Here is a 14981-nt window from a genome sequence, read left to right on the forward strand (position 1 = left end):
GGACTCGTACGTACCCAGCCGGACGCCTCTCTCCCACCTTCTCCGCGACCCGGCCCCGCCCCCGGGGGCCGCACGGCCGGTGCCCGTCACCCCTTCGGCCTACGCCGGACGCTTGAGCACGGTCAGACTGCGCCCGACCAGCGTCACCCGCTCGCCCGCGGACACCTTGGGTCCCGCGCCGGGCGGTACCCCGTCCGGGATCGCGGTGTCCACGACGACCTGCCACTGCCTGCCGTGGTTCATCGGGACGGTGAACTCCAGGCTCTCGGCGGCCGCGTTGAACATGAGCAGGAAGGAGTCGTCGGCGATCCGCTCGCCGCGAGGGCCCGGTTCGGAGATCGCGTGACCGTTCAGGAAGACCGTCATGGCCTTGGCGTGCGCGGCCTGCCAGTCCCGCTGGGTCATCTCCTCGCCCCGGGGGGTGAACCACGCGATGTCGGAGAGTTCGTCGTGGGTGCCCTCCACCGGACGGCCGTGGAAGAAGCGCCGGCGCCGGAAGACGGGGTGGTCGCGCCGCAGCCACACCATCGCCCGGGTGAACTCCAGCAGGCTCGTGTCCGTGCCGCCGCCGTCCTCGTCGCCGTCCTCGGCGTGCGACGCGGCGGCCGGATCGGGCCAGTGGACCCAGGAGAGCTCGTTGTCCTGGCAGTAGCCGTTGTTGTTGCCCCGCTGCGTCCGCGCGAACTCGTCGCCGTGGCTCAGCATGGGCACGCCCTGGGAGAGCATCAACGTGGCGATGAAGTTGCGCATCTGACGGCTGCGCAGCTCCAGGATCTCCTTGTCGTCGGTCTCTCCTTCCGCGCCGCAGTTCCACGAACGGTTGTGGCTCTCGCCGTCCCGGTTGCCCTCGCCGTTGGCGTCGTTGCGCTTCTCGTTGTACGAGACCAGATCGTGCAGTGTGAAACCGTCGTGGCAGGTGGTGAAGTTGATCGAGGCCAGCGGGCGTCGGCCGTCGTCCTGGTAGAGGTCCGAGGAGCCCGTGAGGCGCCCGGCGAACTCCGCGAGGGTCCGGGGCTCGCCCCGCCACAGATCCCGCACCGTGTCCCGGTACTTGCCGTTCCACTCGGTCCACAGCGGCGGGAAGTTGCCCACCTGGTAGCCGCCCTCACCCACGTCCCAGGGTTCGGCGATCAGTTTGACCTGGCTGACCACCGGGTCCTGCTGCACGAGGTCGAAGAACGACGACAGCCGGTCCACCTCGTGGAACTGGCGCGCGAGCGTCGCGGCCAGGTCGAAACGGAAACCGTCCACGTGCATCTCGGTCACCCAGTACCGCAGCGAGTCCATGATCAGCTGAAGGACGTGAGGCGACCGCATCAGCAGGGAGTTCCCGGTGCCGGTGGTGTCCATGTAGTACTTCTGGTCGTCGGCCAGCCGGTAGTACGAGGCGTTGTCGAGGCCGCGGAACGAGAGGGTCGGGCCGAGGTGGTTGCCCTCGGCGGTGTGGTTGTAGACGACGTCGAGGATCACCTCGATGCCGGCCTGGTGCAGCGCCTTCACCGCCTGCTTGAACTCCAGCACCTGTTCGCCGCGGTCGCCCCAGGAGGCGTACGCGTTGTGCGGGGCGAAGAATCCGATGGTGTTGTAGCCCCAGTAGTTGGCCAGCCCGGCGTCGGCGAGCCGGTGGTCCTGGACGAACTGGTGCACCGGCATCAGCTCGATCGCGGTGACACCCAGCTCCGTCAGGTGGGCGATGATCTCGGGGTGCGCGAGGCCCGCGTAGGTGCCGCGCAGCTCCTCGGGCAGGCCCGGGTGAAGCATCGTCAGGCCCTTGACGTGTGCCTCGTAGATCACCGTGCGGTGGTAGTCCGTACGCGGGCGGCGGTCGTCCCCCCAGTCGAAGTACGGATTGACCACGACCGAGCTCATCGTGTGGGGCGCCGAGTCGAGGTCGTTGCGCTCGTCCGGCTTGCCGAACGGATAGCCGTACACCGCCTCGCCCCACTGGATCTTCCCCGAGATCGCACGCGCGTACGGATCGAGGAGCAGTTTCGCCGAATTGCAGCGCTGCCCGCGCTGCGGTTCGTAGGGCCCGTGCACACGGAAGCCGTAGCGCTGCCCCGGCATCACCCCGGGCAGATAGGCATGACGGACGAAGGCGTCGGTCTCACGGAGTTCCACCGCCGTTTCCGAACCGTCGTCGTGCAACAGGCACAACTCGATCCGGTCGGCGGCCTCCGAGAAGACCGCGAAGTTGGTTCCGGCGCCGTCGTACGTGGCGCCGAGGGGATACGCGTGTCCCGGCCAGACCTGCATAGATAGGACTCTTCCACTTCTGATCCGGGTGCTGGGGGTTTTCGCCCCGATACTCCCCGAAAGACGGTCCTGTACCTAGTATGTCGACCGGTGCGGCCGGGTTCCGTCATGTCTTCTGCCGGGCCGGTCAACCTGGGGCACCTCGGTGTCGCCCGGACAGGGGCCCGGGCCTCCGGGCGGATCCTCCGTCCGGTATGCGGCGTGCGAGAGGGTGCGCAATCACTATGAACCATCTCACTCCACCTGATCTCACCGCAAGGAACGGGCCCGGCGCATAGGGGAGTTGAGTGAGGAGCCTGTGCATCCGGCTGCACCGGCTCCCGCTGCCGGAGTACCCTTCCTTGATCGTTGGTGGGGGAGTGGAAGGCGGTACACGGGTGAGCTCGGGAGGGTTCGAGCTGCCCCCAGGTGACGCAGGTCACGAGGGGGAACCGACCGATGCCCCGCCGGGGGCCGTCTCCCTCGCGCAGCCCATGGAGATCGGTGCTGAGCTGGACTGGGGAGCGGACGCCTGGAACGAGGTCCGCACACGGGCCCAGCGGGCCGGGCGTGCGTACATCTGGCTGAATCTGGTGGAACAGCGGCTGCGTGCCGTGGTCTCCGCCGTGATCCGGCCGATCTACGAACCGGTGCACGGTGAGGACTGGGTGGTGGCCGCCGCGGGACCCGCGGGGCAGGAGTGGGTGCAGCGCGCCGTCGCGGTCCGGGAGGTCTCGCGCCGCAAGGGCTACCTGCTCGATCCCGCCGACGACAACGTCCTCAGCTTCCTCACGCTGCCGCAGCTCCGTGAGCTGATGGTCCAGCACTGGCCCTGTTTCGAACCGTACTTCGACGACCGCCGCGAGGTGGAGCTCGCCCTGGACGAGCTGGAGGTCGCGCGCAACGTCGTCTCCCGCAACCGTGCGCTGAACGAGGCGGTCCTGGCACAGGCCGAACGGGCCTCCGGGCGGCTCCTGGAGATCCTGGGCAGCGGGGCAGCGGTCCCGTCCGCCGACCGGCTGCCGGTGGACGCCGTGGAGGAGCTCGTCGGTGACCGCTACGCGGACGTGGTGTCCGTCCACCCGGACCGGGTGCGGCTCCAGCGGCAGCTGCCCGCCGAGGACCTGTTCGGCGGGGCGCGCCGGCTGGACGCGATCGGTATAGGGCTCAATCTCCTCACGCAGAACTTCTCCGGGCGCCGGCTGGTCCGGCTCGCCGAGTCGGGCTGCCGGGTCCGGCTGCTGTTCATCAACCCGGCCAGCAGCGCGGTGAAGCGCCGGGAGCGCGAACTGGGGCTCAAGAAGGGTGAACTGAGCCGCTCCGTGGAGATGAACATCCTCCACATGCGCCGGGTCCGCTCCAAGCTCCGCGACCCCGGGGCCTTCCAGATCCACGTCTTCGACGAGACCCCGCGCTTCACGGCCTATCTCGTCGACGGCGACGGCCCCGACGCGGTCGGCGTCGTCCAGCCCTATCTGCGGCGCGCACGAGGTATGGAGGCACCCGTTCTGGTGCTGCGCGGCGGAGGGCGTGCGGTGGTCAGAGCGGGGCAGGACAGTGAACACGGCCTCTTCGAGACGTACCGCGAGGAGTTCGAGTCGGTCTGGACGGACTCCAGGCCCGTCTCCTGACGCCCCTGCCGGCGTTGTCAGTGGTGCGTGCGAAGGTGGTCACCACTTGGGGGAACGCACCACAGAAGGAGTTGCGGGATGAGCTGGCACCAGGAGTGCCCGGTCGGCTTCGGCCCGGGGACGAGCCACACGGAACCGCTGGAGGGCCGGAGCGCCACCGGCGCCGCCGTCGAGGCGGGGGGCGCCCGATGAGCTGGGTCAGCGGGCCGTTGACGGCGTTCGACCTGGAGACCACGGGCACGGACGTCGAGACCGACCGCATCGTGACGGCGGCGGTCGTCCGGCTGGAGGCGGACGGATCCGTGTCGGAGGAGCGGACCTGGCTGCTGAACCCCGGTGTGGCGATACCGGAACAGGCCTCTGCGATCCACGGCATCTCGACCGAACGCGCCCGCGAGCACGGGGTGCCGGCGGCATCGGCGGTCGAGGAGATCGCACGGACCGTCGCCGACGGGCTGCGCGCGGGGGTGCCCCTGGTGGTGATGAACGCACGATACGACTTGTCCCTGCTCGACCGTGAGTGCCGGCGGTACGCGGTGGAGTCGGTCAGCGAGCGACTGGGCGACGTACCTTCCCCCGTCATCGACCCCTTGGTGATCGACAAGCACGTCGACAAGTACCGGAAGGGGAAGCGGGCGCTCCACGCACTCTGCGCCCACTACGGGGTGTCACTCGACGACGCTCACGATGCCAGGGCGGACGCCGTCGCCGCTGCCCGGGTGGTCCGGCGCATGGGCGAGAAGCACGAGCCGGTCGGCGTGATGCCGTTGCAGGACCTGCACGGCCTCCAGACGCGCGCGGCAGCAGAGCAGTCGCTCTCCCTGCAGGCCTATCTGCGGCGCACCGGGGACCCGGCGGCGGTCGTCGAACCGGCCTGGCCGCTCATCCCCCGGAGGCGCGAGCCGCAGGCGGGAGAGGGCGACTCCGAAGTGTCAGTTCGGAGCCGGTGAGGCCGTCTCGTCGGCCTCGAAGTCGTAGTGGATCTGCTCCCCGTCGACGGATGTGACGGTGGCCGGGACGCCCAGGGTGCTGCCGTCGCCCGCGGTGAGCGTGCACCGGGTTTCGGCGCCGACCTTTCCGGCGAGATCCTCCGGGCACGTGATGTCCGGCTTCGGCCGGCCCGTCGTGGAAGCGAGCTTGTCGGCGAGCCACGCGGCCAGTTCGTCCGATGACAGCTCCGGCCCGGTCTTTCCGGCACTGACCGATGCCGAGCTCCATTTCGGATGATCAAGGCGGTCGCCGAAGCATACGTGCGGCCGGATTCCGCGGAGGGCGGCCGGTCCACCTCCCGCAGCAGGCGGAGGCCTGCCGGGCACGTCCTCGTCCGGGCAGGAGTCCGGAGGGGCGGGTGTTCCCGCGACAGGGGGGAGGGGCCGTGGTGAGGGCGGCGAGCCATGGGCCCGCGGACGTCACAGCTTACCGAAGATCACTCCGCGCCAGGTCCAGCCCGCATCGAGGGCGGCGTTCCGCAGGGGGCCGGTCAACTGCGCGCTGTCGAAGCTGAACGTCTCCGTCGCTTCGAGGCGGCCGTTCTCCCCGCGTTGGAGCGACCAGCGGCGGGAGACGTTCCTGCCCGCGCCGCGCGAGTACTCCGCCGAGGCCCGGAGCCGCGGGGGATTCCCGACACGGGTGACCTCCCACTGCTCCTCGACGGCACGCACCTCAGGGACCTCCTCGGCCAGCCGCATCCGGATCCGGATGGCGTGCGTCAGCTGGGACCCGATGAAGAAGGTCTCCCAGGCGGGCTCGGCGATCCGCCACTCCGCCACCAGATCGGCGTCAAGCGCCGCGCCGTCGCTGATGACGTACGGGACGTCCGGCCGGTTGAGGCCGAGCACGGCCGTTCGCAACTCTTCGGCTGAGCGTGGCGCGACCCCGGCCTCGGGGCGCTCGGTTCCGGTCAGCATGTCGAAGAATCCCATGAGGTCAACCTATGAGGGGCCGGATTGCGGGTGCAAGGAAGGCCGTCCCGCTGGGGCGTCCAGGAAGCCGCTCCGGTGTCCGGGTGGGCCGTGCGGGGTCCAGGAAGCCGCGCCGGTGTCCGGGCGGATGTGCGCGCGGAGTCCCGGGGATCCTCCCGGCCGCGGGGGCCCGGGGACACGGTCGCCTTCGGGATCGGAGGCGTCCGAAGGCGTCGACCGGCCTCCTCCGGCCCCCGTGTGCAACCCCCGTCGGCCTCGCCCCTGTTCGGTTTCTCGGTCGAGGGGCATGGTGCGAAGACCACAGCGCCCCGCGCGGGCGGCCCCCGGGCCTCGCCGGTGCGCCCTCGCCCGGGCAGGGGCGCACACCCACAGGCACGGCCGGAAGGGCGGACGGTGACGATCGAGCGACCCTGGATTCAGCGGGACGGCGGAGCCACCCCGCCGGCCCGTCGACTCCGCCCTGCCGGGAAGCGCCGTTCAGAAGGGGTACCAGCGCACCTCCGGGTCGTCCTGGCGCAGTGATGCCACCCTGCGCCGGAATTCCGCCAGTGCCTTGGGGTTCGCCGAGGCGTGCTGGGAGACCCAGGCGCAGCTGGCCGTCTCTCGGGCCCCGCGCAGCACCGCGCACCCCTCCCAGGTGCGTACGTCCCATCCATACGCTTCGGTGAACGCGTCGTACGCGGGGGCGGGCAGACCGTACCGGTCGCGGGAGAGCGCGAGGACGACCAGATCGTGCTCGCGCAGATCGGCGGAGAAGGTCTCCAGGTCGACCAGGACCGGTCCGTCCGGGCCGACATGGACGTTGCGGGGGAGCGCGTCGCCGTGGATGGGGCCCGGCGGCAGGTGCGGGGCGAGCGCCGCGGCGGCCTTCGCGAAGCCGTCGCGCCGTCCGCGCAGGTAGTCCGCGTCGGCCGGGTCGATCGCGTCGCCCGCGAGCCGCAGCCAGCGCTCGACGCCGCCGAGCAGCTCACGGCGCGGCAGCGTGAAGCCGTCCGGCGCGGGCAGCATGTGCACCTGGGTGAGGAGCGGGGCCAGATCGCGCGGTTCTGACGGGCGCACGGCCGCGGGCAGCCGGTGCCACAGGGTCACCGGATGGCCCTCCACCAGACGGGCCAGGGGTTCGGCGGCCCGCACCGCGGGTACGTCCGAGGCGGCGAGCCACCGGGCGACGGCCACCTCGCGCTCGGCGCGCTCCCGCAGCTCCGGGTGGTGCGTGGCGTCCCGGCCGATCTTGACCACCAGGTCGCCGGCGGCGAACACCGCGTTCTCGCCCAGTGCGAGGAGCTCCGCGCCGCCGGGCAGTCCGGCGGCGGTCAGTACCTCGCGTGCGCGCATCTCGTCCATGGCCCGATTTTCTCATCTCCGCAGGCCACCTTGACGAACGGGCGAGGCGTCAGCACGATGACGGGAGCCGCCCGGGCGGCCATACCGGGATGAAACCGATCCGAGGAAGTAAAGGGGTCGAATTCATGACACTGGCGACCGCGACGACGCGGTCCGGGCCCAAGGCCCCACAGGGCGGACGAGGGGGAGGGCGGCGCCGGGACGGGGCCGCCTGGTTCCTGGTGCTGCCCGCGCTGATCCCGATCCTGATCCTGAGCGTCGGCCCCCTGCTGTACGGCATCGTGCTGGCCTTCACCGACGCGCAGTCGGGCCGCACCCGCTCCACCCAGTGGATCGGCGCCCTCAACTTCCAGGACCTGCTGCACGACGGCCTGTTCTGGGACTCGTTCCGGATCGGCCTGCTGTGGGCGGTCGGGGTCACGGTCCCGCAGTTCGTCCTCGCCCTCGGCCTGGCCCTGCTGCTCAACGCGAACCTGAGGATGCGCTGGCTCGCCCGGGCGCTGGCGATCATTCCCTGGGCCATGCCCGAGGTCGTCGTCGGCATCATGTGGCGGCTGGTCTACAACCCCGACGCCGGCATCCTCAACGAGACCATCCGCGACCTCGGACTCGGTGACGGCAGGGACTGGCTGACCGGACTCGCCACCGCGCTGCCCGCCGTGATAGTCGTCGGCGTCTGGGCCGGCATGCCGCAGACCACCGTGGCGCTGCTGGCCGGGCTGCAGAACACCCCGCACGAACTCCACGAGGCGGCCGCCCTCGACGGAGCCGGTGCCTGGCGCCGCTTCCGTACCGTCACCTGGCCCGCCATCAGGCCTGTGGCACTCGCGATCAGCGCCCTCAACTTCATCTGGAACTTCAACTCCTTCGCCCTGGTCTACGTCCTGACCAGCGGCGGCCCGGGGGGCCGAACCCGGCTCCCCATGCTCTTCGCCTACGAAGAGGCGTTCCGTTACGGTCAGTTCGGTTACGCCGCCGCCATGGGGTGCGTGATGGTCGCCGTCATCTCGGTGCTCCTCGCCGTCTACCTCGTCGGCCGGCTCAGGGGAGGCGAGGACGCATGAGTCTCCGTACGGGCAGAACCGCACGCGCCGGGCAGTACGCCGCCCTCCTCTGCTACCTGGTCTTCCTGGCGTTCCCCTTCCTCTGGCTGATCTCCACCGCCTTCAAGCCGGCGCGTGAGCTCGGCTCTCTGCACCCCACGTGGATCCCCGAGGACCCGACGCTGGGCAACTTCCGCCAGGCCTTCGACGAACAGCCGCTGCTCCGGGCCGCCGCCAACTCGCTCACCGCCGCGCTCTGCGCCGCTCTGATCGCGGTCGTCATCGCCACGCCCATGGCCTATGTGATGGCCCGTCACCGGGGGCGGCTGTCCACCGCAGCCACCGGGTGGGTCGTGGTCAGCCAGGCGTTCCCCTTCGTCCTCGTGATCATTCCGCTGTTCCTGGTCCTGAAGTACCTGCACCTGATCAACTCGCTCTGGGGGCTGGTCCTGGTGTACGTCGTGTGGTCGCTGCCCTTCGCCCTCTGGATGCTGGCCGGCTACGTACGGGCGGTGCCGCCCGAACTGGAGGAGGCCGCCGCCGTCGACGGGGCCGGGAAGGCGCGGATCCTCGTGTCGGTCACCGCGCCGCTGCTCGCCCCCGGGATCGTCGCCACCGCGCTCTTCGCGTTCATCACCGCATGGAACGAGTTCTTCTTCGCGCTCGTCCTGCTCAAGACTCCGGAGAAGCAGACCTTGCCGGTCGTACTCACCCACTTCCTGGGCGCGGAGGGCGTGGCCGACCTCGGGCCGCTCGCCGCCGCCGCGTTCCTCGCCACCCTGCCCTCGCTCGTGCTCTTCGCGGTCATCCAGAAGCGCATCACGGGCGGTCTCACGGCCGGGGCGGTGAAGCACTGATGCGCCGCCTGCCCCTGCTCGCCGCCGCGGTGACCACCGCATTCGCCCTTCTGCTGACCGGCTGCTCGGGGGAGGGCGACCGCGGTACGGACGGCGTGATCCGGCTCAGCTTCCAGTCGCTGGCCTGGCAGAAGGAGTCCGTCGACGCCAACAGACAGCTCGTACGCGAGTGGAACGCCACCCACCCCGGCATCCAGGTGGACTACGTCCAGGGCAGCTGGGACAACGTCCACGACCAGCTGCTCACCTCCTTCGAGGGCGGTGAGGCGCCCGACATCATCCACGACGCCTCCGACGACCTGGCGGACTTCGCGTACGGCGGCTACCTCGCCGATCTGCGGACCCTGCTTCCGGGCAGGCTGACCCGGGACATCCCGCAGCAGTCCTGGGCGACCACCACCTTCGACGACGGTGTCTACGGGGTCCCCTTCCTCCAGGAGCCCAAGGTCCTGATAGCGAACACGAAGATCCTCGAGTCCTCGGGCGTACGGATCCCGACCCCCGAGAAGCCCTGGAGCTGGCCCGAATTCCGCCAGGTCACCGAGAAGCTGACGAAGAAGGGGACGTACGGGGTCGCCTGGCCACTCAAGGAGCCCGTCTCCGTCACCCTCAATCTGGGCCTCTCCGCCGGGGGGCAGCTCTTCCACCGCGGCGCGGACGGCAAGGTGACCATCCGCTTCGACGAGGGTGACCGGGTCATGCCCGGCGCGGTCCGCGACCAGGTCAACTCCGACCGCAGCGCGGCTCGTTCCGCGCTCGGTATGGGAGGCTCGGACACGCTCCCCGGCTTTTTCGGCGGTAAGTACGCCATGGTCCCGCTGGGATTCTCCTACCGCCAGCAGGTCGTCGAGCAGGCCCCCGAAGGCTTCGAGTGGACGGTGCTGCCCACGCCGGCCGGCAGCGGCGGGCTCGCGCAGGGGGTCAGTCCGCAGACGCTCTCGGTCGCGGAGGAGAGCCCGCACAAGAAGGAGGCCGTGCAGTTCATCGACTTCCTGTTGCGGCCCGCGAACATGGTCAGGCTGGCCAGGGGTGACTGGATGCTGCCGACCGGCACCGAAGCGCTGGCGGACCCGGCGCTGCACACCCGGGAGAACGGCTGGGCGACGGGTACCGCTCTCGCCCGCGCGCTTCGTCCCGCCCCCGCGCAGTCGGTCCGCGGCTATCCCGAGTGGAAGGACAAGGTCGCCACCCCTGCCCTCCAGGAGTACTACAGCGGGGCCATCGGCACGGATGAACTGAAGAAACGCCTGGTCGACGACGGGAATCGGGTCCTGGCCCGCTACCAGCGCTGATCCGGACGGCCGAGGATCCCGAAATTCGCTGGACGAGACGTATCGTCTCGTTTACCGTAGCGGCATGACCTCGATCCCGCGCGCCCACATCGCCATGTTCTCCATCGCCGCCCACGGGCACGTGAACCCGAGCCTCGAAGTGATCCGGGAGCTCGTCGCCCGTGGGCACCGCGTCAGCTACGCCATCCCGGCCTCCTTCGCCGAGAAGGTGGCCGCCACCGGAGCGGAGCCGGTGATCTACACCTCAACGCTGCCCACCGACCCGGAGGACTGGGGCAGCGAACCCATCGACTACATCGAGCCGTTCCTCGATGACGCCGTCCAGGCACTCCCTCAGCTCGTCGCCGCCTTCGAGGGCGACGAACCGGACCTCGTCCTGCACGACATCACCGCCTACCCCGCGCGCGTACTCGCCCACCGCTGGGGCGTGCCGGCCGTCCAGCTCTGGCCCAACCTGGTCCCCTGGGAGGGCTACGAGGAAGAGGTGGGGGAGCCGATGAACGCCGAACTGAAGAAGACCGGGCAGGGCCGGGCGTACTTCGAGCGCTTCGCTGCCTGGCTCGCGGAGAACGGCCTCGGCGACCTCTCGGCGGACGACTTCGTGGCCCGGCCGCGCCGCGGCCTGGTGCTGATCCCCGAGGCGCTCCAGCCGAACGCCGACCGTGTCGACCACGGCAGGTTCACTTTCGTCGGCGCCTGCCAGGGCGACCGCGCCGACCAGGGGGAGTGGAAGAGGCCGGCCGGCGCCGGGAAGGTCCTGCTGGTCTCGCTCGGCTCCTCGTACACCGACGAGCCCGCCTTCTACCGCGAGTGCGTCAAGGCCTTCGGTGACCTGCCGGGCTGGCACGTGGTGCTGCAGATCGGCGCACACGTGGACCCGTCCGCACTCGGGGACGTGCCCGACAACGTGGAGGTGCACTCCTGGGTCCCGCAGCTGGCCGTGCTGAGGCAGGCGGACGCCTTCATCACGCACGCGGGCGCGGGCGGCAGCCAGGAGGGGCTCGCGACCGGCACCCCGATGGTGGCGGTCCCGCAGGCCGTCGACCAGTTCGGCAACGCGGACATGCTCCAGGCCCTCGGCGTCGCCCGGCACCTGCCGAAGGAGGAGGCCGACGCCGTCTCGCTGCGCGCCGCGGTCCTCGCCCTGGTGGACGATCCGGACGTGGCCGCGAGGCTGGCGGGGATCCGGGAGCGGATGGCGGGGGAGGGCGGCACGGCGCGGGCGGCCGACCTCATCGAGGCCGAACTGCCCGCCTGAAAGGGCTGCTCCCCGCCCGGGCCCGCCCCGGCCCGCCCCGGCCCGCCCCGGCCCGCCCCGGTCCGCCCCGGCCGTCATCCGGAAGCCGGTGTGGTGGAGCGCCGCGGTCAGCCGGCCGTGCCGGGAGGGCGGCGGGTCGACCCGTCCGGAGCGGATTCCCCCAGCCGGGGGCCCGCTGGTGTCCCCGCCGATCACGGTGTGGCCTGTCGCGTGGAGGGGCGGCGCGGTGGGCAGTCCGACGGGCCGAGGCCCACGGCCGCGACCGTGGTGCGGCGCCCGCGCTGTGCCTGCGAGGGCGGACTCGCGGCCGTCGTGGGCTCCGGGGGGCGGGCGGCCCGGGCCGGCGGGCCCCGTCGTCCACGATTCGTCATCCGTGGTTCGCGCACAGGCGGGCCCCCGCCGCCTGACGCCCCGTCATCGCTGGTTCGCCCACAGGTGGTGTGCCGGTCGAGTCAGGTTCACCCCTCCGGAACTCATGTACGCCCCTACGTTCGGGCGGAGTTCAGGGACTGCCCGACTTGCAGGGGAGTGCACGGGTTTTCTGTGACGGATCTTTGCCGACTGCGTGACGGCTGCATGAAGGTCTTGATCTGGGCGCGTCAATCGAGCAGTGTTTCGAGGCAGCCCCCGGAGATCTTCCGGCCGAGGGCCAATCCCCCCACAAAGAATGACGAGGAGACCCCTCTTCATGGCAATTCACAAGCGCGCACGCTCGGTCAGGCTCACCGCCGCGATAACCGCGGTGGCAGCGGCCGCCGGTGTCACCCTGCTCGCCACCCCGTTCGCCGGAGCCGCCCCGGCACCCGCGACGGGTACCGTCTACGGCGCGGACGCGGCGACAGCCGTCTCCGGCAGCTACATCGTGATGCTGGACCAGAAGGCGGACAAGGCCGACCTGGCCGAGGAGTACGGCGGCACGCTCCGGCGGAACTACAAGTCGGCCATCAACGGCTTCTCCGCCAGCGGGCTTTCGGAGACCGAGGCCAAGCGGCTCGCCGCCGACCCGGCTGTCTCCAAGGTCGTGCAGAACAAGAAGTTCCACATCGACGCCACTCAGGACGACCCGCCGTCCTGGGGTCTGGACCGGGTCGACCAGGCCGGGACCGCCGGAGACGGCGCGTACACCTACCCGGACGCCGCGGGCGGGGACGTGACGGCGTACGTCATCGACACCGGTGTCCGCGTCACCCACAACGACTTCGAGGGCCGGGCCACTTCGGGCTTCGACGCCGTGGACAACGACGACGACGCCGACGACGGCAACGGACACGGCACCCATGTGGCCGGGACCATCGCGGGTGCGTCCCACGGGGTGGCCAAGAAGGCGAAGATCGTAGCGGTCCGTGTGCTGGACGACGCGGGCTCCGGCACCACCGAGCAGGTCGTCGCGGGCATCGACTGGGTCACCGCCAACCACGAGGGCCCGTCCGTCGCCAACATGAGCCTCGGCGGGTCCGCCGACCCCGCCCTCGACGCCGCGGTGCAGAAGGCCATCGCCTCCGGTGTCACCTTCGCGGTCGCCGCGGGCAACGAGGCGAGCGACGCGGGCGAGGGATCCCCCTCCCGTGTACCCGAGGCCATCACCGTCGCCTCGTCGACGGTGGACGACGAGCAGTCGTCGTTCTCCAACTTCGGCTCCGTCGTGGACATCTACGCTCCCGGCTCGGACATCACGTCGGCCTGGAACGACGGCGACGACGCCACGAGCACCATCTCCGGCACGTCCATGGCGACCCCGCACGTCGTGGGTGCCGCCGCCGTCTACCTCGGCGGGCACCCGGACGCCACCCCCGAGGAGGTCGCCACGGCGCTCACCGGTGGAGCCACCCCGGACGCCATCTCCAACGCCACCGAGGGCACGGCGAACAAGCTCCTGAAGATCGTCGAGTAGGCCGGCCGGGCCGGGCAGAAAAGACAGGTGGCCGCCGCGCCCTCCCCCACGGGGCGCGGCGGCCACCGCTGGTCGAAGCTCTAAAGTGGGGGCCATGAGCACGATGTACGCGGCGCTGCTGCGAGGGATCAACGTCAGCGGGCACCGGCGGGTCCCGATGGCAGAACTCCGGACGCTGCTCGGAGAGCTGGGGCACGAGGCCGTCGCCACCTATCTCCAGAGCGGTAACGCCGTCTTCCGCAGTGCCTCGGGCGACGAGGGCGCCCTGGCCGCCGGGCTGGAGCGGGCGATCGAGAAGCGGTTCGGCTTCCCGGTCGACTGTCTCGTACGCTCGGGCGCCTACCTCGCGGGTGTGGCCGAAGCCTGCCCGTTCCCGGCCGCCGAGCTCGAAGGCAAGCAGGTGCACGTCACGTACTTCGACAAGGCCGTCGACGCCGCCAGGTTCGCCTCGCTCGACGCCGACGCCTACCGTCCCGAGGAGTTCCGGCTCGGGGACCGCGCCCTCTATCTGTACGCGCCCGACGGGCTCGGGCGTTCCAAGCTCGCGGTGGCGCTCGGCCGGCCCGCCCTCAACCGTGGCCTCGTCGCCACCAGCCGTAACTGGAACACCGTGGTCAAGCTTGTGGAGATGACGCGTGACTGAGCCCTCGCCCGCCGTGGCCGCGGCCATCGAAGGGGAGCTCCGCCTCCTCGATCCCGTGGTGCGGGCCTCGGCGGATGTGCTGACCACTCTGCTGCACCCCGACTTCCGGGAGATCGGCACCAGCGGCCGGCTCTGGGAGCGGGACACGATCATCGCGATGCTCACCGATCCGGACGCCCCCCGCCCCGACCCGCTCACCGCGTCCCGGATGCGGGGCGACCAGCTCGCGGCGGACCTGGTGCACCTCACCTTCGACACCGAGTCCAAGGGCCTCCGCTCGCACCGCAGTTCACTGTGGCGGCTGACCGGGAGCGGCTGGCTGCTCTACTTCCACCAGGCCACGCCCTTCATCGACGATCCGTTCGCCGAGGTCTGAGCCGACGGGCTCCCCCGCCCCGCAGCACATCCCGGATCGGCGCCGCAAGAGTGCCGCGCCGGTCTGATCCGTGCCCGGAGTCCGGCCGGTTCTCGCCGGAGGGGCTGATTCCGGCCACTGTGAGCACAGGGGCAAAACGCCGGTAAGCCGCCCGAACGGTCGGTGTGCCGACGGGTCCGGTCCGGACTGTGGACTCCCGCGCGTCTGTCCCTCCCGGGCGGCGGCAGCGTGTGTGAACGCGACGCGGTCGCGGAGCAGCCGACGTCCGCTCGCCGTTCCCGGCTTTGCTGCAATTCGCTGTCCTGTTCCGTTCGGTGGACGGATGCCGTTGTTCGGAGGCCATCCGCACGCATACCGGAGTTCACGGTCCGTTGTCCGCCGTGGTCCGGAAGACGACCTTGTCACCCGTTCCGGCGGAGTCAAGGATTCGAGGCGTGCGGTTGGCAGGTCCACGACCAGTACCCAGTGGTCGCGGACAGCCGCACACCC

At 70.8% G+C, this 14981-nt stretch carries 13 protein-coding genes; 9 read left to right on the plus strand and 4 right to left on the minus strand.

All coding sequences use genetic code 11. The annotated features are described in order from the left end of the window. Nucleotides 1–99: 99 nt before the first annotated feature. Nucleotides 100–2256, minus strand: a complete 2157-nt coding sequence (gene glgX / locus OO67_RS13825) for a glycogen debranching protein GlgX (RefSeq protein ID WP_033300176.1) — start codon at nt 2254–2256, stop codon at nt 100–102. Between the two features lie 377 nt (nt 2257–2633). Between glgX and OO67_RS13830 the strand changes: the two genes are divergently transcribed. Then, a complete protein-coding gene (locus tag OO67_RS13830; protein WP_033300178.1) occupies nt 2634–3866 on the plus strand; it encodes an SAV2148 family HEPN domain-containing protein in 1233 nt (410 codons plus the stop codon). A 188-nt stretch (nt 3867–4054) separates the two neighbouring features. Beyond that, a complete protein-coding gene (locus OO67_RS13835) occupies nt 4055–4816 on the plus strand; it encodes a 3'-5' exonuclease (RefSeq protein ID WP_051709370.1) in 762 nt (253 codons plus the stop codon). Here OO67_RS13835 and OO67_RS13840 read toward each other — a convergent pair. From OO67_RS13840 to OO67_RS13850, 3 genes are all read right to left on the minus strand, one after another. Further along, on the minus strand, nt 4799–5128 hold the full coding sequence (locus OO67_RS13840) for a DUF4333 domain-containing protein (RefSeq protein WP_051709383.1): 330 nt from the start codon (nt 5126–5128) through the stop codon (nt 4799–4801). The two genes, OO67_RS13835 and OO67_RS13840, sit on opposite strands and share 18 nt — an antisense overlap. A gap of 147 nt (nt 5129–5275) precedes the next feature. After that, nucleotides 5276–5788: a hypothetical protein gene (locus OO67_RS13845; protein WP_033300180.1), complete on the minus strand. Its 513-nt coding sequence runs from the start codon at nt 5786–5788 to the stop codon at nt 5276–5278. 477 nt (nt 5789–6265) lie between these two features. Continuing rightward, nucleotides 6266–7132: a phosphotransferase gene (locus OO67_RS13850; RefSeq protein ID WP_033300181.1), complete on the minus strand. Its 867-nt coding sequence runs from the start codon at nt 7130–7132 to the stop codon at nt 6266–6268. 125 nt (nt 7133–7257) lie between these two features. On the opposite strand from OO67_RS13850, the gene OO67_RS13855 reads away from it, so the two are divergent. From OO67_RS13855 to OO67_RS13885, 7 genes are all read left to right on the plus strand, one after another. Beyond that, on the plus strand, nt 7258–8196 hold the full coding sequence (locus tag OO67_RS13855) for a carbohydrate ABC transporter permease (protein WP_033300183.1): 939 nt from the start codon (nt 7258–7260) through the stop codon (nt 8194–8196). After that, complete coding sequence (locus OO67_RS13860) at nt 8193–9032, plus strand: carbohydrate ABC transporter permease (RefSeq protein WP_033300184.1); 840 nt, start codon at nt 8193–8195, stop codon at nt 9030–9032. The genes OO67_RS13855 and OO67_RS13860 overlap by 4 nt, the downstream gene beginning before the upstream one ends. Beyond that, nucleotides 9032–10324, plus strand: a complete 1293-nt coding sequence (locus tag OO67_RS13865; RefSeq protein ID WP_033300185.1) for an ABC transporter substrate-binding protein — start codon at nt 9032–9034, stop codon at nt 10322–10324. Before OO67_RS13860 ends, OO67_RS13865 begins: the two co-directional genes overlap by 1 nt. A gap of 64 nt (nt 10325–10388) precedes the next feature. Further along, nucleotides 10389–11582: a macrolide-inactivating glycosyltransferase gene (gene mgt / locus OO67_RS13870; RefSeq protein WP_033300186.1), complete on the plus strand. Its 1194-nt coding sequence runs from the start codon at nt 10389–10391 to the stop codon at nt 11580–11582. A 688-nt stretch (nt 11583–12270) separates the two neighbouring features. Further along, a complete protein-coding gene (locus OO67_RS13875; protein WP_033300187.1) occupies nt 12271–13473 on the plus strand; it encodes a S8 family peptidase in 1203 nt (400 codons plus the stop codon). A gap of 94 nt (nt 13474–13567) precedes the next feature. Continuing rightward, nucleotides 13568–14116, plus strand: coding sequence for a DUF1697 domain-containing protein (locus OO67_RS13880; protein WP_033300189.1), 549 nt, complete (start codon nt 13568–13570; stop codon nt 14114–14116). Continuing rightward, nucleotides 14109–14492, plus strand: a complete 384-nt coding sequence (locus tag OO67_RS13885; RefSeq protein ID WP_033300190.1) for a nuclear transport factor 2 family protein — start codon at nt 14109–14111, stop codon at nt 14490–14492. The genes OO67_RS13880 and OO67_RS13885 overlap by 8 nt, the downstream gene beginning before the upstream one ends. The last annotated feature ends 489 nt before the right edge of the window (nt 14493–14981 follow it).

The organism is Streptomyces atroolivaceus (assembly GCF_000717025.1).
Classification (GTDB): Bacteria; Actinomycetota; Actinomycetes; order Streptomycetales; family Streptomycetaceae; genus Streptomyces; species Streptomyces atroolivaceus.